This is a genomic window from Gardnerella sp. KA00255, assembly GCF_049244095.1.
In the GTDB taxonomy this organism is placed as follows: Bacteria; Actinomycetota; Actinomycetes; order Actinomycetales; family Bifidobacteriaceae; genus Bifidobacterium; species Bifidobacterium vaginale_F.
On record NZ_CP058374.1, the window covers coordinates 791,564 to 816,203 of the forward strand.

At 41.0% G+C, this 24,640-nt stretch carries 13 protein-coding genes, 1 tRNA gene, 1 pseudogene and 1 riboswitch; of the genes and pseudogenes, 6 read left to right on the forward strand and 9 right to left on the reverse strand.

Annotation, left to right across the window (positions count from 1 at the left end):
• Nucleotides 1-10: 10 nt before the first annotated feature.
• From HXT51_RS03135 to HXT51_RS03145, 3 genes are all read right to left on the reverse strand, one after another.
• Entirely contained in the window at nucleotides 11-1,450 is a 1,440-nt protein-coding gene (locus HXT51_RS03135) for a hypothetical protein (RefSeq protein WP_421776766.1), read from the reverse strand.
• 950 nt (nucleotides 1,451-2,400) lie between these two features.
• The gene (locus HXT51_RS03140; protein ID WP_415692693.1) at nucleotides 2,401-2,979 is read right to left on the reverse strand and encodes a hypothetical protein; all 579 of its coding nucleotides are present in this window, start codon (nucleotides 2,977-2,979) and stop codon (nucleotides 2,401-2,403) included.
• Between the two features lie 575 nt (nucleotides 2,980-3,554).
• Complete coding sequence (locus tag HXT51_RS03145) at nucleotides 3,555-4,892, reverse strand: hypothetical protein (protein WP_421776767.1); 1,338 nt, start codon at nucleotides 4,890-4,892, stop codon at nucleotides 3,555-3,557.
• An 819-nt stretch (nucleotides 4,893-5,711) separates the two neighbouring features.
• On the opposite strand from HXT51_RS03145, the gene HXT51_RS03150 reads away from it, so the two are divergent.
• Together HXT51_RS03150 and HXT51_RS03155 are read left to right on the forward strand one after the other, a co-directional pair.
• Complete coding sequence (locus HXT51_RS03150) at nucleotides 5,712-6,173, forward strand: Panacea domain-containing protein (RefSeq protein WP_421776768.1); 462 nt, start codon at nucleotides 5,712-5,714, stop codon at nucleotides 6,171-6,173.
• A 729-nt stretch (nucleotides 6,174-6,902) separates the two neighbouring features.
• Complete coding sequence (locus HXT51_RS03155; RefSeq protein ID WP_421776769.1) at nucleotides 6,903-7,997, forward strand: protein kinase domain-containing protein; 1,095 nt, start codon at nucleotides 6,903-6,905, stop codon at nucleotides 7,995-7,997.
• Nucleotides 7,998-8,778: 781 nt separating this feature from the next.
• Here the strand turns inward: HXT51_RS03155 and HXT51_RS03160 are convergent.
• Nucleotides 8,779-9,993 carry a hypothetical protein gene (locus HXT51_RS03160; RefSeq protein WP_421776770.1) on the reverse strand — a complete coding sequence of 405 codons (1,215 nt, stop codon included), beginning with the start codon at nucleotides 9,991-9,993 and terminating at the stop codon, nucleotides 8,779-8,781.
• Nucleotides 9,994-10,531: 538 nt separating this feature from the next.
• Between HXT51_RS03160 and HXT51_RS03165 the strand changes: the two genes are divergently transcribed.
• The 3 genes and pseudogenes from HXT51_RS03165 to HXT51_RS03175 form a co-directional block, all read left to right on the forward strand.
• Nucleotides 10,532-11,704, forward strand: a complete 1,173-nt coding sequence (locus HXT51_RS03165; protein ID WP_103084585.1) for an ATP-binding protein — start codon at nucleotides 10,532-10,534, stop codon at nucleotides 11,702-11,704.
• A 270-nt stretch (nucleotides 11,705-11,974) separates the two neighbouring features.
• Nucleotides 11,975-12,047: transfer RNA gene (locus HXT51_RS03170), tRNA-Arg, on the forward strand.
• 539 nt (nucleotides 12,048-12,586) lie between these two features.
• Nucleotides 12,587-13,546 (forward strand): annotated as a pseudogene (locus HXT51_RS03175) (class C sortase); the annotation flags it as partial.
• Between the two features lie 238 nt (nucleotides 13,547-13,784).
• Here the strand turns inward: HXT51_RS03175 and HXT51_RS03180 are convergent.
• From HXT51_RS03180 to HXT51_RS03190, 3 genes are all read right to left on the reverse strand, one after another.
• A complete protein-coding gene (locus tag HXT51_RS03180) occupies nucleotides 13,785-15,305 on the reverse strand; it encodes a nitrate/sulfonate/bicarbonate ABC transporter ATP-binding protein (protein ID WP_421776771.1) in 1,521 nt (506 codons plus the stop codon).
• A 78-nt stretch (nucleotides 15,306-15,383) separates the two neighbouring features.
• A complete protein-coding gene (locus tag HXT51_RS03185) occupies nucleotides 15,384-17,132 on the reverse strand; it encodes an ABC transporter permease (protein ID WP_421776772.1) in 1,749 nt (582 codons plus the stop codon).
• Between the two features lie 252 nt (nucleotides 17,133-17,384).
• Nucleotides 17,385-17,528: a hypothetical protein gene (locus tag HXT51_RS03190; RefSeq protein WP_258004218.1), complete on the reverse strand. Its 144-nt coding sequence runs from the start codon at nucleotides 17,526-17,528 to the stop codon at nucleotides 17,385-17,387.
• A gap of 104 nt (nucleotides 17,529-17,632) precedes the next feature.
• A riboswitch (M-box (ykoK) riboswitch) is annotated at nucleotides 17,633-17,792 on the reverse strand.
• A gap of 653 nt (nucleotides 17,793-18,445) precedes the next feature.
• On the opposite strand from HXT51_RS03190, the gene HXT51_RS03195 reads away from it, so the two are divergent.
• Entirely contained in the window at nucleotides 18,446-20,578 is a 2,133-nt protein-coding gene (locus HXT51_RS03195; RefSeq protein WP_421776773.1) for an ABC-F family ATP-binding cassette domain-containing protein, read from the forward strand.
• Nucleotides 20,579-20,720: 142 nt separating this feature from the next.
• Here HXT51_RS03195 and HXT51_RS03200 read toward each other — a convergent pair whose 3' ends face one another.
• Together HXT51_RS03200 and HXT51_RS03205 are read right to left on the reverse strand one after the other, a co-directional pair.
• Nucleotides 20,721-21,395 (reverse strand): HNH endonuclease family protein, encoded by a 675-nt coding sequence (locus HXT51_RS03200; RefSeq protein ID WP_103084581.1) that lies wholly within the window; start codon nucleotides 21,393-21,395, stop codon nucleotides 20,721-20,723.
• A gap of 70 nt (nucleotides 21,396-21,465) precedes the next feature.
• Nucleotides 21,466-24,327: an ABC transporter gene (locus tag HXT51_RS03205; RefSeq protein WP_103084580.1), complete on the reverse strand. Its 2,862-nt coding sequence runs from the start codon at nucleotides 24,325-24,327 to the stop codon at nucleotides 21,466-21,468.
• Nucleotides 24,328-24,640 lie beyond the last annotated feature (313 nt).

The following is a 24,640-nucleotide window of genomic DNA, read 5'->3' on the forward strand; positions in this document are numbered from 1 at the left end:
ATAATTAAATTTAGTGACGGAACTTGCGAACAGCAGCACCGATGCCAGCGAGCATGGAAGCAGCCAAAGCAGTGAACATCACAGTAACACCAGTCTTGCTCAAAGGAGCAGCAGAAGCAGCAGCGGCAGCCTTGGTATCAAGCTTTGCACCAGCTGGAGCAGCAGCAGAAGCACCCTTCTTACCGGCTTCCTTCTTAGCTTCACCCTTCTGAGCCTTCTTAGCAACAGCCTGAGCAGTCTTACCGAACTTACCACTCAAAGCCTCAGCATAAAGAACCTTAGCAGAAGTAATATCTGGGAAGTTTGGAGCCAAAGGATCATCAGTCTTTACAGGAGGAAGCAAAGCTGGGTTCACGCCCAAACGAACAGCATCATTGTAAAGACGCTTGTACTCAGTCAAAGCATGATTGTAAGCAGCAACAGCCTTATTAGCATCCTTCAAAGCAGCAGCAAACTTAGCCTGAGCAGCAAGCAAAGCAGCCTGAGCGCGATCAAAATGAGCCTGAGCACGATCCTTAGCATCCTGCAAAGCAGTCTGGGTAGCAGAATCAGTAGCACCAGAAGCCATGAAATCAGCCAAAGCCATCTCAGCAGCCTTCAAAGCAGCACCACGAGCAGCATACTCAGCCTCAGCAGCCTTCAAACCAGCAGCAGCTTCCTTATAAGCCTTCTCCTTAAGAGCCTTATTATTAGTAGCATTCTGCAAGTTCATATCAGCTACGCGAACAAGATCAATGGCCTGAGCCTGATCAGCAGGAGAAATACCATCAGTGCTGATATTTAATGGAGTTGTGCTTGGCTTTGGACCAGGCTGTGGGCCAGGCTTTGGAGCTGGGGTGGTCTTGCACTCGGCCTTAGCAAGAGCATCCTGAGCCTTCTTCAAATTCTCCTTAGCAGTATTCAAATCATCATTAGCGGTAAGGAGAGCAGTCTTACTAGGAGCCTCAGGAGCAGTAAGATCAGCAGTAGTAGCGTTAACAGCAGCAACAGTAGCTGGAAGATTACCAACAGCTACCTTAAGAGCAACCATATCAGCTGGCGTATTAGTGTTATAGTCATTAACAGCCTTTATAGCATTAGTAAGCGCAGTACCACGCTTGGTAACCTCATTTGCCGAGAAGTCATCTTTCTTCTCACCAAACTTAGCTTCCTTGTAAGCCTTCAAAGCATCGTTATAAGCTTTTACGACACCCTGAGCCTTAACAAGCTGTTCGTTCTGCTTTTCATAATTCTCTTTCGCAGTGTTAGCTTTATCTTCTGCTGTATAAACAGCACCCTCAGCCTTATTGAGTTCGCGCTCAAGCTTAGCTACATTCTTAGGATCAACCTTGCATTCTTCAGTCTTAGGAGCCTTGGTCTCATCCTTAGCCATAGCTGGAGCGGCGAAAGCCAAACCAGAAACGAGGGTGGCGCCAGCAGCGAGAGCGGCGATAGCCTTCTTATTTAACATGATATTTTTCCTTTTCTTCTTCTTCTCCGCACTAGGGTATGCGAAGAACAATTTGCCGTTTGCGGTTTCCCGCTAGCACCAGTCGAACTAGGGATTCAACCGGTTGCTGAGTTATAAGATACTCTATGCTTTAAGAAAACTCAACAGAAATTCCCAGCTTACTTTCAGCTTTAAATTAGCATATTTTACAAAATTTTATAGAACGCACGCTAATTTTCATTATAATTTATTGAATCTCTTTAAATAAACAAGAAATTATTAAAAACACGCCGTACATAGAATTTTTTAATGAATTTCCCAGCTTTCTTTAAGGTTTCTCTTATTCTCCCTCACCCCAACCCTGTCCTGCCTTCGTTAATAGAAACGAAGGCAGACCTCGCTTGCGTTGAAAGCGCACTGTGCTTTCAACCCTGAGCAAACTCGGCGCTCCGAGTTGCCTTAGCGCGCTATATCGCAGCGCTCAGGCATGTCTTCGCGCAACCCCCTTGCAATATCGCCGTTTTATGCAACATACGATAGCCCATTTGCGTAGTTCCACAAAAGTAATACCCCTTCCCCGATTTCGTTTACTTATCTGGTACGTAAGTCCACAAAATCAAGAACCCTTCCCCGATTTCGTTTACCAACACGCGCTGTAAGTCCACAAAAGCAAGCGCGAAGAAGTCAGTAAATTCATATTCAGAGCGAAAATCTTAAATCTCTGCCTAACTAATGGCATTGTGCGCTTTAAGCTCGGTCGAATCGCAGCTGAGCTTTACACACTTTGACGCCTATAGCTCACACTTTGGGCCTACAACCCCCGATCTGGCACATAACCCTAGATATCGCAGGAGCCGGCGCCCAAGATACTCAGGCAATTCCGGCTCCAACTTCCATATCCTCCGAAGAGATAGGCAATAAATTCATTGTATCAATATGCGACAATATTGTCACATACTTTGTTAAGTATGCTAGATATTTTTTACGTGAACATTTTTGAATTTTTGAATGAGATTTACAAATATAGGATCTTCACATTTATTTAATTGTTCCCCATAAAATCCAAGAATTTGATCTGGTATCCATAATCTTGCGTCATCTTTTCCGTTCTTAAATTCAATTTGTAATTTCTGTATTGTTTTATTTTTTATCAAATATTTTTGCAATACAAGATCTTTCGCATTTTGATGTTTTTCTCTTGACTCAAGAATTAGCAAATTTACATTATACTGAGATTCCAATGTTTGTAATAAACTTTCCATGCATTTTCTTCTTGCTCTTTCAGGTTTCAAATTTAGGTAATTTCGTGGCATGGAAACGATAATATGTTGTAAATCTAGACCCTCTATAATTCGTATAGATTCTTCTTTTTCGCGCGTTGTCATATCACGCCAATGCAATTTATTGACATGTTTCTTTGTTGCATTTAATAGTTTATTTCTCACAACAAGCTCTGGAAAATTACAAATGCATGCGCATACATGATATGCCTGTATCCCGGATTTGCTAGATTTTGTACTTTCATCTCCCCAAGCTATGGTTCCGTCCATTTTGCCCCCCACCAAATGCAACAACAGTCTTCTCACTCTTAATGAAGTATTTTATTATAAATGATTCATTTTCGCATAAATTACCCTAAACCGGAGCCTAAAGCACAACACACAATGCAACTTTAATCACTCAAGCAGGTCATCGCGCTTATGTACCCAGTAAGTAAACAAATTCCGCCAAACGTCGTACTAATATCTCGCCAAACGTCGGAATAGAAGTCCGCCAAATACATGAATAAAAACACGCCAAATACTTGAATAGAATCCACTAAGGCCTACTAACGCTTACTAACACTTACCAACGCTCGCCCAAAAGTAAAAGCCGGACTATAAGCAAAAAGCTTGCATATAAACAAGAAAGGCTTACCGAAGTAAGCCTTTCAAAACCTGGAATCATTACCCGTCCCTAGCGGAAAACAAAACCAGTATCAACACTCAACACTCAAACCATCACACTCTAAACACTTGCTAGTAAGAAAAGGTAAACGGCAAACCAGCAAACACTTAAAACGCTAACAGTCCGAGCAGTGGCGTGAAACACACGCTCCACGCCACAAGTTGAATGTGAAAACTATTTAGTGACGGAACTTGCGAACAGCAGCACCGATGCCAGCGAGCATGGAAGCAGCCAAAGCAGTGAACATCACGGTAACACCAGTCTTGCTCAAAGGAGCAGCAGAAGCAGCAGCGGCAGCCTTGGTATCAAGCTTTGCACCAGATGGAGCAGCAGCACCACTCTTCTTAACAGCACCCTTCTTAGCTTCAGCCTTCTTAGCAGCTTCCTTCACCTGGTTTGGAACACCGAAAGTAGGAGCCTTAGCAACATCATCTGGCTTCGGGAAGCCGGAAACATTAGCGCGGACAGCTACAGCATTGTTGTAAGCGTTACGGTAAAGAACCAAATCAGCATTGAACTTATCTGCAGCAGCATTCACAGCCACAGTCTTAGCCTGGAAGTCAGCAGCAGCCTCATCGAGAGAAGCTTGAACAGCAGTGTAACGAGCGCTAACAGCCTGCTCATCATTAAGAGCAGCCTTATAAGCGTCAGTACCTTCCTTACCAGCAGCCTTAAGATCAGCTACCTTCTGCTGGGCAGCAACATACTCCTTATCAACAGCCTGGTACTTAGCAAGAGCAGAGTAATAATTAGCCTTAGACTTCAAATATTCGCTATGAAGGGACTCGAAAGCAGCCTGATCCTTCTTCAACACAACGTAAGCGTTCTCAAGACGAGTCAAAGCACGAATCTGATCATGATCCATATCACGCAATGGAATGCTTGGAACATCTGGAAGAGGCTTTGGACCTGGCTGTGGACCAGGCTGTGGAGCTGGAGCTGGGGTGCAGGAAAGCTTCTCAACTTCAGCATCAGCAGCCTTACGCTCAGTTACAGCCTGATCATAAGCATCCTTAGCATCAGCAGCCTTACCCTGCAAAGTCCTAAGCTCAGTATGAACACCATTTACATCAGCGAAATCATTAGCATTCTTACCTAATGCTGTCTCAGCGTCACGAAGACCCTTAGTGTAAGCTTCATTGGCTTCATTCTTAGCCTTTTCGAGCTCAGCCTTCTGCTTCGCACTGTAATTATCCTTAGTATCAGGAGCAGTGGTCTTGTTAAGCTCTGTTGTAGCATCATCAAGAGTCTTCTTCAAGCCCTTAACTTTTGCGAGCTGAGTATTGGCAGTATCAACTTTAGCGTTAGCTTCATCGAGAGCAGCCTTGGCTGTAAGCTCAGCAGCAAGCTTCTGTGCAGCCTTGAGTTTAGCAGCGTTAAGCTTAGCAGCATCAACCTTGCATTCTTCCTTCTTAGGAGCTTGTGGCTCAGCAGCGAAAGATGGTGTGGCGAAAGCCAAACCAGAAACGAGGGTGGCGCCAGCAGCGAGAGCGGCGATAGCCTTCTTATTTAACATAATAATTTCCTTTCTTCTTCTCCTTCGCACTAGGGTATGCGAAGAAAAATTTGCACCACGATTGTCTTAAAACAATTCGCGGTATCGCCAGCCTTAAAATCTAGGGCGGCTGACGTTTGCTTTTAAGATACCCCCCCCCCGTTTGAAAAAGTCAAGAGCCAATCAACCCATGCTTATCCACAATTTAAATAAAATATTTTAATAAAACACGATAAACAAACCCTAAACCGTAAAAAATACAGTATTATGCTTGTTTTTATATTAAAAAATGAATTTTCAAGAATTTTCAAGAATTTTCCCAGGAAACTCTCAGGAAACTATTTCGCACTTCCCCAACTATCCTCAAAACCGTTGCAATATCGCCACTCTCTCGCGACACGCCGATACCCCATTTGCGTAAGTCCACAAAAGTAAGCACAACTACTTGCTTTGCTATTCACGAGGCAGAGACTTAATTTTTCGCCCATGCATTTTCTTGATTTTGTTTACTTACAGGGTATATAAGTCCACGAAATCAAGAACCCTACCCCGATTTTGTTTATCGACACGCGCTCTAAGTACACAAAACCAAGAACACTTCCCCGATTTTGTGGACTTAGAAAGTGCGCAAGCGCGACCAAATTCAGCAAGCGCTAGCAACTCTGATATGCATACAAATCCGTGAACTAATAACTAAGTTTTCATCGATGAATATAATCACTTATAACAATATAAATTGAATTACCGTTCAGTACGCAGTTATTGCATTTATCAAAGGTGATTTGAAATGCTTGATTTAGAATATGAATTATATGTCTGTTTTATAAAAGGGAGGTGCGTATGACAACAATCTTTAACGTAGCATCGTACATCCTTGATATTACTGGAACTATTACCACTATGAAGCTTCAGAAGTTAGCTTACTATTCACAAGCATATTCTTTGGCTACTACTGGATATCCGTTATTTAACGAGGATTTTCAGGCATGGAGGAATGGTCCTGTTTGCCCGGAATTATTCGCAATGCATCGTGGGAAGTTTTTGATTCGTAAGGGAGAAATCACGCTTCCCGATAACGAGAAACTGAATGAGAATTCTTTAACTGATAATCAAAAGCTCATTGTGAAAAAGGTATGCAAAAAGTTTGCTGAATATTCTGGTAGCGATTTGAGCACTCTTACACATCGCGAGGATCCATGGAAGAATGCTTATGATGTTAATGATGGCTCTGCAATATGCGTTCAGAAAATTACTAAGACTTCTTTGAAAGAGTACTATTCAGCTCATAATTTGCTGCAGTAAGAATGCTATTTGTGAGCCTACAACCCTATTCTTTGTGCTCTTATTTGACGTGTACTCATAATTTGCTGCAGTAAGAATGCTATTTGTGAGCCTACAACCCTATTCTTTGTGCTCTTATTTGACGTGTACTCATAATTTGCTGCAGTAAGAATGCTATTTGTAGGTCTATAACCCTATTTTTGCGCTCTTATTTACAGTGTGCTCTTATTTGCCGCTTTGAAACACTCGGAATTAGTAAGGCCTACTAACGCTTACCAACACTCACCCAAAAGTAAAAGCCGGACTATAGGCAAAAGGGTTACCCCCTCCCCACCAAAAAACTAGCTTCTTCAAGCATTTTTCCATCACTAATAAGTTGATCTATAAGTTTTCATAACCGCTTGCGTTTTCTACAGATATTTATAGGTCTGCGTAATCACAAGTTACCAATTTATCTTTCTTAATTTTGTGTTATACAGCATTAGTATTGTTGCAATTGGCGCTAATACTCTTGATACTTATGTAACAAGAAAACAAGTTTTAATACAAAGTAAGCTTTAGTATTAAGCATTTTATGTTGTGATACTAAACACAATTTCTAATTTACTTTTTCTGAAAGTTCCGCAATATGTTTTTTATGTGTGGTTTTTAATAACATTAAGATTGTTAATTTAATAAGAATTCGTTTTATTCTTATTTATTACATTTGCAAAATGAATGCGTCATATTAGGATTTGTAAGGAGTTAATAATGTGTTTATGTAATATTTTAAATAAACGCAACAGTAATAAAATAAATATTTCATTGAATCAAGTAAAAAATATCAAAGAATTTAGTCATTATAAAGAATTTAAGAGACTTGATAGCGGCAGTAATGCTACGGTGTTCAAAGCTAAGCATAAAGTTACAGAGCAGTCTGTTGTTATTAAAGTTTATAAAATTTTTAGAGATAATGAAGAATCTTATAAGGATAAGCATTTAAAAGAGATTAAAAAGAATGCAAAAATAAATTTGACAAAATATAATCATTCTGTATTTGATGCTGGAACTATCAGAGTAGGCTGTTTTAAATATCTATATTGCATTATGAATTATTTAGATGGCACTACGCTAAAAAAATGGCTAAAGAAAAGAAAATCACTAGAAAAAAGATTAATAAAACAAATTGAAATAAATGCTGCTTTAGGTTTTTTGTACTGTTGCTATAATTTGGTCGATAACGATTCTGGCGAGATTACGCATGGAGATATTAATCCTAATAATGTAATGTTTTTGAATCAGAATAGCAATCATGGTGAGAATGACATTTTGAACTATTCTTCGCGCTATGGCGATTACTTAGTCCCTACAAAAGTAGAACTAATTGATTATGGCACATCGGAGCGGAAGGGAACTACTCACGCTTGCGGCATTAAACGTGATTTTAATTTTATTGTTGATAATACCTGTAAAATATTATCTTCATATCCTATAAGGGAATTTATTAATTATGATGCAATACGTAAAAATGAAGAGTTACATATTCGAAGGAATATTTTGATTGTTGATTTGATACGAATCATATTATCAATTGATTATCTTGATAATTTATGTTATGCAGGAGGCCGTAAAAAAGACTACTCTGATTGGCTTTATAAACTATGGAATTACGAATTTAAATGGGAAGACAAATTTGAATTTAATAATTTTATTGACTTAAATTATTGGTCTGCATTAAAAAAACCAAGCACAGGAAAATACATTAATAAAACAGAAATTGTTAATTATATGAATAATCAAAACAAGCAACTCTATAAAATAAAGTTTATAAAGGATACTGATTATCCGAATATAAAATTTAAGTAGTAAAAGTAGATTGATACAGATTTTAAACTTTTTAGATATAGACCAAACAAGACAAGAGCTGTCGAATCTTCTCTTAGAGCAATTTAAAAATCTTGCAATGAGAGAAACTCCAACAGCTCAGCAACATCAGAAAGAATCTTAACGAGCACGCTACGCTTTAATCGCTCAAGCAGGTCGTCGCGCTTACACACCTTCTAAGTAAACAAATTCCGCCAAACACTTGAATGAAAACCAGCCAAATACATGAACAAGCGACAAGCGACATAAAAAAAAACCGGGGCAGATGCGCTTTCGCACTTCCGCCCCCCAAAACCCTAAGGTTTTCAAGCATCTTCAATTATATCTTTCACATACCCAACCGTCAAGAACGGCACGGTTTAACGCTTATACAATGCCACCCGAATACTCGCACAGCAGATAGTAATAAAAAAGGCTTCCGAGTGAACGACCCTAGTATCATCCACTCGAAAGCCAACACACTTAACAAACCAGAAAACTCACAACCCTAGTCTTAACACTGTGAAGAAAAGAAAAACAGCAAAACAATGTTAAAACCAAACAAGCCAGAAGAAATCCAGTAAAACCAACATGATGCTTCCCTATAAAACACCACATCAATCGTTAAGTGCAAATCTAAAAACTGGGCTTAAACTCACAAACTAAGAAACACAACCTAGAACGAAGCCTAAGCCCAATCAAAACAAGCACTCAACAGCTCAAACTTTAAAGCTCAAACCTTAAACGCTTTAACGTTTAAACGCTTGTTTTTGTTAAATTAAATTTAGTGGCGGAACTTGCGAACAGCAGCACCGATGCCAGCGAGCATGGAAGCAGCCAAAGCAGTGAACATCACGGTAACACCAGTCTTGCTCAAAGGAGCAGCAGAAGCAGCAGCGGCAGCCTTGGTATCAAGCTTTGCACCAGCTGGAGCAGCAGCAGAAGCACCCTTCTTGCCGGCTTCCTTCTTAGCTTCGCCCTTCTTAGCTTCCTTCTGGCCCTTCTTAGCAGCAGCCTGAACAGCCTTACCGAACTTACCGCTCAAAGCCTCAGCATAAAGCTCCTTAGCACCTGGAACAGGGTTGAAGCTCTCATCCAAAGGATCAGCAGTCTTAACTGGTGGCAACAAAGCTGGGTTCACGCCAGCAGCAACAGCAGCATCGTAGGCATTCTTGTAAGCCTGCAAAGCATCATTGTAAGCCTGCTTAGCAGCAAGAGCATCAGCATAAGTCTTATTGTAATCAGCCTCAGCCTTACCATAAGCCTCAGTTGCGCGAGCAAGATGAGCATTAGCACGGTTTACAGCATCAGCTAAATGCTGTTCCTTAGCAGAATCATTCACACCAGAAGCCCTGAAGTTCTCAAGAGCCGTAGTAGCTGCATTGTAAGCAGCTGTACGAGCATTCAACTCAGCCTGAGCCTTAAGGAATGCATCCTTAGCGGCATAGTAAGCCTTCTTAGCCTTAGCGAAATCGTTATCAGCATTCTGCAAATTCTTAGCGGCATCGCGAACAGCATCGATAGCTTCCTGCTTCTTATCAGGATCTGGCTTAGAGCAGTTCTCAGCAAAATCCTTAGCAACAAGGTATGCATTGTACAAACGCTGTGCTTCAGCAGACTTTGTAGTGTAGTTAGCCTGATCAGTCACATACTGGTTGTTCAAAGTTACATAATTCTGAGCTTCAGCAATATTAGCTGGATCAGCATTAGCCTGAACAGCCTTCATCTTAAGCTTGCCTTCATTGCCATCAGCTTCGTACAAAGCCTTAACTTCAGCCTTGGTTGGCTCAGTTGGCTTAGTTGGCTTAGCTGGAACAGCAGCCTTAGCAGTTTCATAAGCAGTCTTAGCCTGTGTGGTAAGAGCATCATTCACGCTCCTAAGAGCCCACTCATCCTTATTAACTGGGCAATCAGCAGCGAAAGATGGTGTGGCGAAAGCCAAACCAGAAACGAGGGTGGCGCCAGCAGCGAGAGCGGCGATAGCCTTCTTATTTAACATAATAATTTCCTTTCTTCTTCTCCACAGCACCATTTAGCGCCGTGAAAATTAAATCACTGCAAAACTTTCACTAAAGTTAAAAGCAGTGCATCAGCAAGTTATCCACAAGCTAATGTTGCTTTTAAGATACCCCCCCCCGTTTGAAAAAGTCAAGAGCCAATCAACCCATGCTTATCTGCAATTTAAATAAAATATTTTAATAAAACACGATAAACAAACCCTAAACCGTAAAAAATACAGTATCAAACTTGTTTTTATATTAAAAAATGAATTTTCAAGAATTTTCAAGAATTTTCCCAGGAAACTCTCAGGAAACTCTTCCGCACTCCCCCAAGAACCATCAGAATCGTTGCAATACCGCCACTCTTGCGCGACACGCCGAAACTACATTTGAGTAAATAAACAAAAGTGAGCGCAAAAGCACAAGTCAAAAAAGGCAAGTTAGAAAAGACAACTTAGCCATTTTGGGCGTAATTTTAAAGTTGAACTTTAAATTTACGCCCAAAATGTATACACTATTATACAAAGGGAGTCTTTTATGATAAAAAGAAAAGTTGCTGAAAAGCTGGTACAAGTTTCCAAGCAAGTGCCTGTAGTTACTGTAATTGGGCCGAGACAATCTGGTAAAACTACCCTAGTAAAGGAGTGTTTTCCAGAATACAATTACGTAAATTTAGAAGATCCCTTTACTAGAGCGTTAGCCACAGAAGATTACCGAGGATTTTTTGCAAGCTACAAAGAACCTCTTATTATAGATGAAGTTCAGCGAGTGCCTGAGCTTCTCTCCGCAGTGCAAGTCATGGTTGACCAAGACAGAGAGAAAAATGGGCGATTTATACTAACTGGAAGCCATCAAGCAACCCTACAAAAAGAAATTTCTCAATCTTTAGCAGGTAGAACTAGCATAGTGACGCTTCTCCCATTAAGCATGGATGAACTTGCGGAAGATGGACTTCTAGGGGAATTATCTGCTGATAAGTTATTAATTCAGGGTTTTATGCCTGAATTGTATAGGGAAAATTCAAGAGAAAGCAGTGTGTATTATCGCGATTACTTGAATACCTATGTGGAAAAAGATTTACGCGAGATGTTAGAAGTTAAGAATTTGGATAAGTTTCTACGATTCTTAACCTTGCTTGCAGGCAGAGTTGGGCAAGTTGTAAATTTGTCTTCTATGTCTGGGGATGTTGGCGTTTCATCTGCAACTTTGTCGCAATGGCTGTCAGTACTTGAGGCATCTTATATAGTGTATAAGTTACAGCCATATTTTTCTAACATTTCAAAGCGGCACACCAAATCGCCAAAAATCTATTTTACAGAAATTGGATTGGCTTCATACTTATTGGGAATTGAAACAGAAAATCAAGCAAATAGAGATCCGTTACGGGGAAATCTTTTTGAAAATCTAATCGTTTCGGAAGTACTAAAATCTCGATTGAATGAGAACAAAACTCCTCAGCTGTTTTACATGAGAACAGAAAAAGGTATAGAGGTGGATTTGATTGTAAAGAAAGAAGATGCTTTATATCCAATTGAAATAAAAACATCAATGACACCTAATAGATCGTTTTCTAAGAATTTACTATCTTTTGTAGATGCAGAAGAAAATGCAAAGAATCCTAAAATTATTTACACAGGACAGTCATACCCACAATTTAATGGCGTTGAGTATGTTAACTTCAAGGACACGAAAAACTACCAGATGTTCTAGATGCGCTGATGCAAATACCTATGCATTGTCAATTCTTATGCATTGTCAAGCGAAATAAACAGATAGTCTTGCTATGGGATTGGAATCTTTACGAACTGAGTCATCTGTGCTGTAAGGCTTGACTGGTGTATCATTCCGACGATTGGCGTAATTATGTTCCGACGATTGGCGAACTTAACGCTAGCTAGTTAGCGTGAGCAAAAGCACCAAAATTTGCAAAAGTAATCATATGCTGCAATCCCTAGCAACGTGTATACTTTCACAGGTTGCGGGCTTGTAGCTCAGTGGATAGAGCGTCTGCCTCCGGAGCAGAAGGTCGTGGGTTCGAACCCCATTAAGCCCACTTTTGTAAATTGTAAAGTAATCGTTAAAGCAAACGTTAAGTAATCAGTAAATCCACAGTTAAACCCACCGTTGAAGCCAACGTTAAAGTTTCTGTCGGGTGATAGCATAATTTTTATGCGCATATTCCAATTCTTTAGTCCGAGTATAGTGCCTGATTCTAAAGAAAAACATTCGAAAAGCAATGTTTCCAATGGCAATACCAATGATGCTTACTATGATTCTGACAAATTGGATAACGCAGATCCGCTTTACTACTTAAATAACAGCGACCCTCTCGACTACTTAAACAACGCTGAGTTTCCAGACTACTCAGACAATGACGATCCTCTTGACTATTTAGACGATGATCCGCTCGACTACTTGTATAAATCCAAACCTGCCAAGTCTTCGCGTAAAGCAAAACAAGCAAGCAGCGTAAATAGAAGTAAGCGCACAATCACCTCAAGCGCTCATAAAACTTCAAACACTTTAGACGACATAAATCCTGATAAAGAATTAGACGCAATAGATTCCAACGATGGGTCATCTGATTCCCAGCTGTCTGATTCAAAGCTGTCCGATTCAAAGCTATCCGATTCCGACTCTACTGATTCAAAGTCCACCGATTCAAAGTCTACCGATTCAAAATCTACTAAAAGTCGTAAGCATTGGAAGTTTTCTAAATCGTCTATTATTCCAGCTATTTTGCTGCTGGCATCTTTTGCTTCTCTTATTTATCCGCATGCAGCAATGTGGATTAGCCAGTATCACATGTCTGAAGTTGCTGCGGAATACGCGAAACTTATCACCCACGCCGTCCCAGCTCCGCACGAGCAATTAAAGCGAGCAAGGGAATATAATCGTAAGCTTTCTTCCGGCGCTATTTATGAAGCGAACACTAATATTCCAACTTCTCACGGTGCTACTTCGGACGCAAGTCAAGATTATTGGGATCAGTTGAAAGTAAACGATGATGGTTTGATGGCGCGTTTGCGAATCAAAAAAATTGACCTTGATTTGCCTGTGTACCATGGCACGGAAGATGCTACTCTTCTTAAAGGTTTAGGACATTTGCGCGGAACTTCGCTTCCTGTTGGCGGCAGTGGCACACGTTCTGTGATAACAGGCCACCGTGGTCTTGCTAGCGCCGAAATGTTTACGCGACTTGACGAAATCGTTAAAGGCGACACTTTTACTATTGAAGTATTTGATGAAATATTAACTTATCGCGTTATTGACAAAATAGTTGTAAACCCAGATGAAACCAAGAAAATCGCCGCTGTTCCTGGGAAAGATTTGGTGACTTTGATTACTTGTACTCCTCTTGGTATTAATACTCAGAGAATTTTGATAACGGGCGAACACATAATTCCAACTCCTACATCGGATAAAGCGCTTCGAGGAAAGAAGCCGGATGTTCCTAGATTCCCGTGGTGGATTGTTTGGAGCGTGGCCAGCTTGTGCATAGTATGCGGATACATTTGGTGGGCTGGTTTGCCGGTTAAAAAGAAGAAGCGCTCGCCTTATAAGCGCGTGGGGCGTCGCATAGCCTTTAATAAGTGAATCTTTTCTGCGCCAGTGTCAAAAGACAGGCAAAATCTGACCATAACGCAGAACGCATACTGCACTAGTGTCAAAAGACAGGCAAAATCTGCACTGACTTCGTCTTTGTTGACGAAGGCAGACCTCGCTTGCGTTGAAAGTCCACTGGACTTTCAACTTTGAGCAAGCTCGGCGCGACGACCTGCCGTCGCGATTATCTAGCTGCAGCATCCAAAGGAGCTGTTTCAACAGTGCGAGTCAACTCATCATCGTCAGCATCGTAATCAAAAAGCTCACCATAACGGCCCCAGCTAATCGCAATATCGAATTGCTGACGAGCCAAAGCATCCGTATGCTTGCTACGAAGCAAATCCAGAATCAATTCACCACGAAGCTTGCCATTACGATTACGACTCAAAGCCTGATCAATAGCATGAACTAACGGAGCATGTTCAATAGCTAAACGAGCAAACACTTGTTTACTATGAAGAATATCGGCATTATGCCATTCTTCACCTGCTTGCGTAATAGTAATATGGCCATTGTCTGCAGTAATAAGATCTAACATTGCTCCAGCATCAACGAGTGGGAACAAATCATCAATCTCAAACGAAAGATCCGCAGCCAAATCAGCCAAATCAATGCCTTCTGGATATTCAGAAATCACATCAAGCAAACCAGCCATTCCGCCCGGAGTTGCGTTAGGCAGAAGATGCATAGCAACATGTTCTGAAGAAGAATCAGAATCGTTCGAATCGCTATTATTTTCATCGTCCGCAGCGGATTCATCTTCGTGATGCTTAGCAACAAGCATATCGGCAATTGCAGCTGCTTCAGTATCTTCCGCATCTTCATCATCTACAGTCTGCTCTGTAACTTGATCAACCACAGAATCCGAAGAGCTGGTTTCTTCAGATCCATCAGGGGCAGATCCTGTAAGAACAGCGTAAAGATTATCGACCATTGCTTCAAATTCCGCGCTATGCTTATCGCGAGGGCGAGGCAAATCAACCTCAACGTTCGCAATCAAATGCCCAGGGTGTGATCCGAGAACAACAACACGATCAGCCATTTGAACAGCTTCTTCAATATTGTGAGTCACAATCAACACAGATTTAATATCACGCTCTTCGCTTGACCAAAGTTTAAGAACTTCTTGACGCAAGTTTTCAGCAGTAAGCACATCAAGCGCAGAGAAAGGCTCATCCATAAACAACGCATCTGGGCGCAAAACAAGTGCACGCGCAATACCCACACGCTGACGCATACCGCCAGAAAGCTCCTTAGGATAAGCGGTTTCGAAGCCGTCCAAACCAATCGCATCTATTGCAGCGAGCGCAAGTTCCGTGCGCTTCTCTTTGCTAACTCCTCGAGCGCGCAAACCAAGCTCCACATTATCTTGCACGGTAAGCCATGGCATAAGTGCGAAGGTTTGGAACACAATTGCCACACCTGGGTTTGGACCTGTAAGTTCACGTCCGCGATACGTAACAGTTCCTTCAGTTGGCTGAATTAATCCAGCCATAGTTCGCAAGAACGTCGATTTTCCAGCCCCAGAACGACCTAGGATTGCTACGATTTCACCTTCTCGTAAAGTAAAGGATATGTCGTGAAGCACGTGCTGAGTAGTGCCACTATCGGATGTAAAGCTTTGGCTTATGTGCTTTGCGTCGATGATATCGCCTGTGATTGAAGATTGCGCATCCTTTTCCGCGGTTTTGTTCAAAGTGTTCATAATTTTGCCAATCTGTTTTATAAAGTTAAAAAGTTTAATTTTCCGTAGTTTATTTGATTTATTCGATTGATTATTCGATTAATTCAACACGTATCTTTTTGCCGAATACCTTTGCAAAGGCGCCCAGAACAGTCGATTACTTAACACAACTATTAAGCTCATAACCGTTACTCCAACAAGCGTTTTAACAGAGTCACCCATAGTTGTAGCCGAAGTAATATATGCACCTAAACCTTGAGTTTCCATGTGATTTTTGCCGTATTCCACAATCTCAGCCACAATCGAAGCATTCCAAGCGCCACCAGCGGCAGTAATACCTCCAGTGCACCAAGATCCGAAAATTGCAGGCAAAATAAGAGTTCTCCATCTCAAAGTTCTATTCAATCTAAAACTTCTTGTCATTTCGCGCAAATCATCTGGAATCGCACTAGCTCCAGCAATAACGTTAAACAGAATGTACCATTGCGTTCCAAGAGCCATCAAAATAATACTTCCCCAGCCGAGGTCAATATTCCAAGCCATGAACCACATCATTGCAAATGGGAATATGAAGTTTGCTGGGAAGCTAGCAAGAATTTGTACAAGCGGCTGCATAATTCGCGAAATCTTAGGATTCATGCCAATATACACGCCAACCGGCACCCAGATTAGTGAGCTTACGAGAATCAGCACTGCAACGCGCGCAAAAGTCAAAGCTCCTAACGCTCCAGCTTTTGCGAACTCTTGCAAACCAGTACGAGTAGCAACAAAATAAAGCATTTGGGCAGCGCACGCGATTATTAAAATAATCATAAGAATGTTGAAAACTAAATCACCAATCTTGCGCTGGGATGCTTTACGAGGCCATTTAGATCCTGTACGACCAAACGGGCGAGTAATAGTTTCAAGAGCTTCACGAATTGGCGAAAATAGCTTGCTAACTACTTCATCTGCATGCGAATGACGAATAATTGTCAAAATAGCACTGTGTCTTTCTTCGTCTGAAGAGCTTTGAGTTATACGGAATTTTTCCGCCCAAGCTGTAAGAGGTTTCCAAAGTAAGAAGTCAATCGCAAGCACGACAACAACCATTGAAGCGATGGCCCACCAAATGTTTCCAAGCTTGTTTTCTGCAGCAGATTGCGCCACGAAACTGCCAACTCCATAAAGAGCGTAAGTGTGATTGTTCACTGAAATCATTTCGGAAGCTGTGAGGAAGAACCATCCTCCGCCAACACTCATCATGCAATTCCAAAGCAGCGGAATCATTGCGTTTGGCATGTCTAAAACCCAGAATCTCTGCCAATGCGTAAGTTGCAAACTGCGAACAGCCTCATCCAATTCTTTAGGTTCGCTTAAAAGTGAACGATGGAATGAGAAAGTCATATTCCACGCTTGGCTAGTGAAAATCGCGAAAATCGACGCTGCTTCTACTCCCATCATTGATCTTGGGAAAATCACGAGCCAAATTGTAACCGTTGCGGAAAGGAAGCCAAGAATTGGAACGGATTGCAGAATATCTAACAGCGGAATCAGAACTTTTCCAAGTCTACGGCTGCGCGCTGCAAGAGATCCATAAACGATTGTGAAAATCAGCGACGCTATAAGCGCTAACATCATGCGAAATACTGAGAGCAAAGTGTATAAAGGCAGATTGATTAAATCCGTGGGCACCTTAGATGGTATGCCACTTGGACCAATCGGCTGATTTATGCGTTGAATAAGGAATGCACTTACGCCAAATAACGCGATTATGCCGATGCACACAATAATATCTGACCAGAAACGAGTGTTTTCGTCTACTTGCGAGCCAGCGCTATTTTTTCCAGATGTTGTAAATATTGTCATGATAAGTCCTCTGGGAACGCTTATTTTTTTAAGAGCCGCTTATCACCACTTAAAGCACAAGTTCAATTCACTAAGTTAACCAACCAAGTTCAATTAAACCCGACTGCAATCTACTTGAGTAAGTCAAAGTCCCAGTTAAATTGAAAAATCTCAGCTTGCGCAAACTCAATTCGACTCGATTCAACTCAATTCAGCTCGAGTGAACTCAAACGAATCCAAGTAGATTCAAGCAAATTCAAGACTTTGAAATCTTTAATCGCAAATATTTTGGCGGCAATTGCCGGCTTTTATATATTCAGGAGGAACGTCCGTACTACTACTAGTACTGTCTGAATCGTCACTAACTGTATTAACTGTGTTAGTACTCTGATTACAACTACTACTGTCATGTTTCACGGCAATCACCTCCTCTAGCCTGTGCGCGCCAACGCAAAACCACATCATCGTTGATCGGAAGTCAAGCAAGAAGACACAAGACCGCTAACAATCATTGAAAAATCAGTCTTAATCTGTCGTTCAAGCTTCAGCTTCGCAGGGCGGTGGCGTTGCATTAGTCGAAGCCTTGAAATCGACAACGACTGTTGACCAACTTGCAGTGTCTCCACTGTGACGCGGCAGCAAACCTTATCCCCGTGGTAGCCTTACCTACCGACCGTGGCAATTATAAAACGTAGCAATATTTATGTCAACATCAAAACCGTTATTTTGCGCGCAATTTCATAAGTATTTTTATAAGGATTTTCCTATACGATGGTGCGGCGAATCGACCGAGCTTAAAGCAGCATAGTGCGCTTTAAGCTCCTTCGATGAGTGAGCTGGCACAGAGTGGAAGTCCAGTGGACTTCCACGCCAGCGAAGTATTGAGCTGTTACTGCGTGCGCGATGAAAAGTGACACTAAAGATTTCTCTCATCGTAAGCGAGGATATGATTCTGGTTGTGAGGAATAAGGATTACTTGTCTCGCAGACGTTACGCTCTCGTGAGGAACATTGTCTTTATACTTGTGCTATTAGTCTTTGGATTCTTAGTTAAGTTTTGATTCCCAATAGGATTGGATTATGTGAAAGTCTGTTTAGAATCGCTCCACTCTTATATTGCTCGACCAAGCAATCCTTATCCCTCACTGCTACCTGGTAATGCACACATAAAAAATAAATGGGCGAAAAATCTCAAATCTCTGCCTAATTAGTAACAAAGCGTATCTTGTAAAAATATGTATAACATTTGCGCGGAATATACGATTTTGTGAATAAATTAAATATTGCTACGTAGATTTATGTGAATATAGGAGTCTACGGCTATATTTGTGCCTTATGCCTACGTATGATTTGGGATTAGAACGAGTATCGCTAGAATTCGCAACTAAAACTATTTTTACAGATGTCACTCAAGGTGTTTGCGAGGGCGATCGAATTGGAATAGTCGGGCGTAATGGCGACGGAAAATCAACGTTATTGCGTCTTCTTTCTGGTCACATGTCGCCTGATTCCGGTCGCGTAACAAGGCGCGGCGGATTGACTTTCGGCATGCTTGACCAGCGCGATCCTTTAGATGATAACGCTACGGTTCGTGAGGCTGCTTTAGAAAATCGCGAAGATTACGAATGGGCTGCTGACCAGCGTTCGCGCGAAATCGTAGAATCCCTTCTTGGCGGCATAAATTTGGAAGCGAAAGTTGGTACTCTTTCTGGAGGCCAGCGTAGGCGCGCTGATTTAGCAAGATTATTGCTGCACGACTGGGATATTCTTGCATTAGATGAGCCTACAAATCATTTGGATGTTGTAACAATTCATTGGCTTGCAGAGCATTTAATTCATCGTTGGGCTCCTGGTCAAGGCGCATTGCTTTTAGTTACGCACGACCGTTGGTTCTTGGATGAAGTTTGCACTTCGATGTGGGAAGTACACGATGGCGTTATTGACCCATTTGAAGGCGGATACAGCGCTTATATGATGCAACGAGTTGAGCGCGAGCGCCAGGCGGATGTGCGCGAAGAACGTCGCAGAAATTTGGCGAGAAAAGAATTGGCTTGGCTTTCAAGAGGAGCCAGAGCGCGATCCACTAAGCAGAAATTCCACGTAAAGCAAGCGCGCGAGCTTATTGCAGATGTGCCACCACTAAGAGATACTCTTGAGCTAAAGAAAATGGCTACTTCGCGTCTTGGTAAGCAAGTTGTTGATTTAATTGATGTTACGCAAATTTTTGACAATGCTCAGCAGCTAAAAAGTATTGATCCGGATATTGCAGAAAGCGCATCTTTAAGTGAAGGTATTGCAGAAAGCACATCTTCGTCTGAATCTATTGCAGAAAAATCAAATAAAATCGATATCGTAGAATCCGCTTTTGCGCAGCCAACTCACACAGGAAGCGTTACTATCGCCGTTGACGAAAATCAAGAAAATTCTTCTGACGATACAGATACGAGCGTAGAAAACATTGCAGAAACTTCGGCAGCTTCGCGTAAAACTATTACCGGCCGAATGATTTTAGACGATGTGACTTGGCTTATTGGTCCAGGCGACCGTTTTGGAATAGTGGGCGCTAACGGTGCAGGAAAATCTACATTATTAAGCATTATTGATGGATCTATAAAACCTACTGTAGGCCATGTGAATATTGGCAAAACTGTGAAATTTGCCGTGCTTTCGCAAAGGCTTGACGAGCTGGAAAAGCTTGGAAAGTATAAAGTTAAAGAAGTTTTAAGCAGATATAAGCCAAGTTACGTGATTGATGGCAAAGAGGTAACTCCTGGCCAATTGATGGAACGACTTGGTTTTAAGCCTGAGCAGCTTATGACTCCTATTCGCGATCTTTCAGGCGGCCAAAAAAGGCGTATGCAGCTGCTTCTGATTTTGCTTGACGAGCCAAACGTGCTGATTATGGACGAGCCTGGAAACGATCTTGACACAGATATGTTGGCTGTTATGGAAGATTTGCTTGATACTTGGCCAGGAACTTTGATTGTTGTTTCGCATGATCGTTACTTGCTTGAGCGCGTAACAGACCAGCAATTCGCTTTGCTTGATGGCAAAATCCGCCATTTGCCTGGTGGTGTAGATGAGTATTTGCAAATTGTAGAAAATCTGCAACGCGATCACGAAAATAATACTAGCGCCAAGAATATTGCTGGCACTGCAAGTGCTTCGAATACTGAAAGTTCTGCAAATTCTGCAACTAAAGAAAGTACGGAAAGCTCAGAAAATACAACAACTGAGCCGAAACTCACCGGAAAAGCCTATCACGATGCTGCAAGACGAGTTTCTGCAATCGAACGCAAACTAGCTAAACTCGAATCACAAAAAGCAGATCTTGAAGCACAAATGGCTTCACATGACCCAAGCGACTTTGTTGGTTTGCAAAAGCTAAACGAAGAATTGCAAGCTATTGCAAACGAGTCTGATTCGTTAGAAGAAGAATGGATGAGTCTTTCTGAGCAAATCGAATAACCAGAAATCAAATAACCAGAAATCTAATATTCAGAAATCAAATAGCCAGAGCTAGCATACGAGAATAAGAACTACCTTTAAGGTAACGAAAACACAAAAGCTACTTTTAAGACAACAGAAGCTACCTTTAAGGTAACGAAAGCTACTTTTTAGGTAATTCTTGAGCACTGCATCCGTGAAGAACAGATAGCATTTCTTGCTTTTCTGCAGACGTAACAGACAAATTATACTTACGTTTTACAGCGATTTGCCTTGCAACATACGAACACCTAAACGACTTATTAGATGGAAGCCAGTAAGCAGCAGAAGCCGAACCCTTCTTTTCGTTCGCAGAACCTTGAACTGCTAAAAGATTTAGCATGTCATTGCCAAAACTCAAGCGCTTTTTAACGCTCCACTTCCATGCTCCGGACTGCCACGCGTTTTCTAATGCTACAACGTGATCGATTTGAACTAAAGAACTTGTTTTACGTCCGCGTTTAAAATTAATTTGCAAACCAGTGTACGGATCATGCAATATTCCAGATTTTACTGTGCAAGAACCAACATAAGTAAAACGCACGTTTTTTAAATCGCGAGCAAGAACATCATCTCTAACATCGCACCCATTGCCATCATCGTCAGTAGTGCGATATCCAAAAACTTTTCTATCGTACCCAGCAGTATGCGGAGATTGTACCTGCAAAAGTTTTAAAGCATCAGCAGCGCTTCCGTAAGCTTCGTAAGAGCCTGTAACTTGGGCAACATTATTGTTCAAATGCGGCAAAAGTAAGCCTACTATAATTCCAACAATTGCAGCCAAGAGCACGAGCCACATAAGCGCTAGCCACGAACGTTTACGCGATATTATTTTGCCTTTATATTGTGAGCTAAAGGAAGATGGCTTCTTACTCGCCAAAATTCACCACCCACTGTGTACGACGCAATACAACATCTGCTATCTGCTTAAGCAAACTTACTAACACGATTACAGCCATAACAGCGTAAACTGTACTCCATGCAGGTATATTCGCTGGCTCAGGATGCACGTTTTGGGCAATTATCATAGTCCCAACTAACATTCCAACCAACGAAACAGACATAACAAGCGAACACATTGTTGCTAAACGACGAGCTAATCTCATGCGCTGCACAGAAATGCGCTCCATTGTTTGAATCATTCTATCTACACATTGCTCACCCACTCTGAATGCTAAAACTTCATCCATTCCAAGCTCAATATCTTGCACTTCGCGTTTTAATACATGCATGTGCTTATGCACGCTGCGTTCTATCTTCCTAGAACGAACAAATCGATACCACGGTATAAGCACTACTACAAGCACATAAATTACGATTGAAAGTATCATAAGTTGCTTATTGAAATACCAAAGCAGCAAGAAAGCTGGGATTGTTGCAAAAGTTAAGCCTAGCGTCATTGTCAGCGATGCTTTACGTTGACGAGCCTTATGGAAATCAAATCCTGCAAACGAAGCTAATAATGTTATAAGCCTCAAAAGCATGCATATAAGCGTTCCTTGCAAACATTCTTGCATATTGAATCCAAAAATAGGCCTGCCAACCATTGCGAACATTGACGCAACTGTACATACCGGAATGAAAATTGCAGCAGAAACACTTATTGCTGTAGCTAATACAGAAACAAAAGCTCTAAAAGCTTTAATCATCGAATACACGAAATTAGGATATTTCTTATTGCTTGATTTGCTCGAATTGCCTGAATTGCCTGATTCTTTATAAAAGTCATTTTCAGCTTTGTTTTCAGATACTGATTTTTTGAATTCTTCAACTTCAGCCAAATCATCATTTTTCGCATAAAAATCAGATAAATCTACATTATCTTTTATAACTTCACCCGATTTATTCTGGAATTCTATTGGAAGCAAATCTTCGTTATTCACTATTCCAGATTCGTGAGCACTAGTAGGCATTAATGCGATTACAATAGCTTTTTTAGATAGTTTTCGCAAAATAGCACAAATTTTAGCCGATTCGCGATCCCCCATAAGCTCACGCGAAAAATCGACTATATATACTGGAGTATGTCTAAGTAAAGCACGCGCTAAAATAAATTTCCGCATAGTGCACTCAGAATCATAAATAGAGCTATTAGAGTTATCGCTAGAATCGCCTTGTGAGTAGCTTTGTGAGTAGCCTTGTGAAACACCCTGAGAAACACTCTGAACGCTATTTTGAGCTTCAGCCTCACCACGAGAATCCCCACGAGAATCCCCTTGAGAAATGGCATTTTCTTTAAAGCGATCAATGCGCAAATCTAATCCGTCATAATCCGCATATACAATTCCATCTATTTTGGCTTCGCGCAAAGCTTCCCACATAGACGTAGTTGTTGCAAGAGGGGCAGCCATAAGAAGATTAGAACGCAAAGTATCTGCAAAAAGATGACTTCTTTCACTTACAACACTTACTAAATCCGCGAGCGCTCCTGGTTTTGCTCCAGAAAGAGAAATTTTAGAAGATTGCTCTAATTTAGAGAAAGATTCCGAACCGACGAATGGCGAATCGTCTTTGTCATAATTGTAATTGTCGTATGAATTGTACGAATATGAATCATCTGAAGCATCGTCTAATTCATAGCGATCATTGTATCTAAGAGTCACATCCGCATTCGTACTAAAACCAGCTCCTGACAAAACTGCAGATCTTACAATATCGTTAAATTTTGCTGGCACAAAATTAATCGAACCTGTTTGCGCAACAAACTTTAAGTAAGACGGAAAATCTGAGGAATGATTAGAAGAATGAATTGAGGAATGATTTGACGAAGGATCTGACGAAGGAATTTCTGCTTTTACTATTAAGGCAAGATTATTAGCTCCATCTGGCAAAGATAATTTTGTGGAATCGTCCGCAAATAATGCTGAAACTGGAGAATCTGCTACTCGCTTTAGCAAATAGCTGATTCTTTCAAATGATTTTCTTGCGAAAGTTGCCATATGCATATATCTTCCGCATCTTCTTAACGGCTCTATACTAAGCATTAACAATGGCATAGTTAGCATTGCTGAAGGTAAGCCAACACCGCGAATTGAGGAAACCCATATAGTTGAGATAATCGCTGCAGCTGCAGAAATATAAGCAAATAATGCACACGAGCAACGAATTATAGGCGATACTTCTAGTATCAGTGCGCAAAAAGCTGTTGCAACTGTAAAAACGGCTGTCATTAAAGAAATAGCCGCGATAGAAGGATTAACTGAAAAAAGAACAGCGCTTATAACTAAAGGAGTAACAACAGAAGCAAATACTTGCGGTATGAATAATCCACACCACATTTGCATATTTTCTACATCACTGTTTAAAGAATCAGAGTTTTTTAAAGACAAATTTGAGTGTTCATCTAAGACTTGAGAATCTTTAGAATAATCAGATAAATATGGAGTATTTTCATCTTTTATTAAGCGAAGAGAAAGTATTGCGCGAAGCATTTTAGGACGCAATCGCATAGCAACGTGATTACTTATATCTCCGCCTAAGCTATATGACCAACGTAGAATTAAATATTTAATAACAACTAATACCAAAAAAGCAATAACGTACGAAGTTAATTCAACAGTGGACATCAGCGATTGATGAGAAGTATGAATAGGCCTTAGTACAGGAGATAAAATTCCGACGCAAACATAAACTAAGGCGATATTCAAAAGAGATGAAACAGCCAAACATGCTGACTTTAATGCAACAAGATGTTTCACACCCGGCACAAAAGCGAAGAAACGATTAATCATTAATACCCATTTCTCTTATAAACAGCGATATATCGATGTTTTTAGCTCACACATTTTCACACGACTTCACACGACTTCATAAACCCAATCACAAGCCCCATCACAAGCACACTCTAAACACATTTCATGCACACTTCACTACGTAATAACATGTTGATAACAACGCTGATAACACATGTTTATATAACTTATATGTTATTGCCAATCAACATGCGATTACAAGATTACGCTGGATAGGCGCATTCGACACGCCGCAAATCGAAAGCTCAATTAGAGATTTAAAACATGCGAGAGATTTAAAAAACAAAAGAGA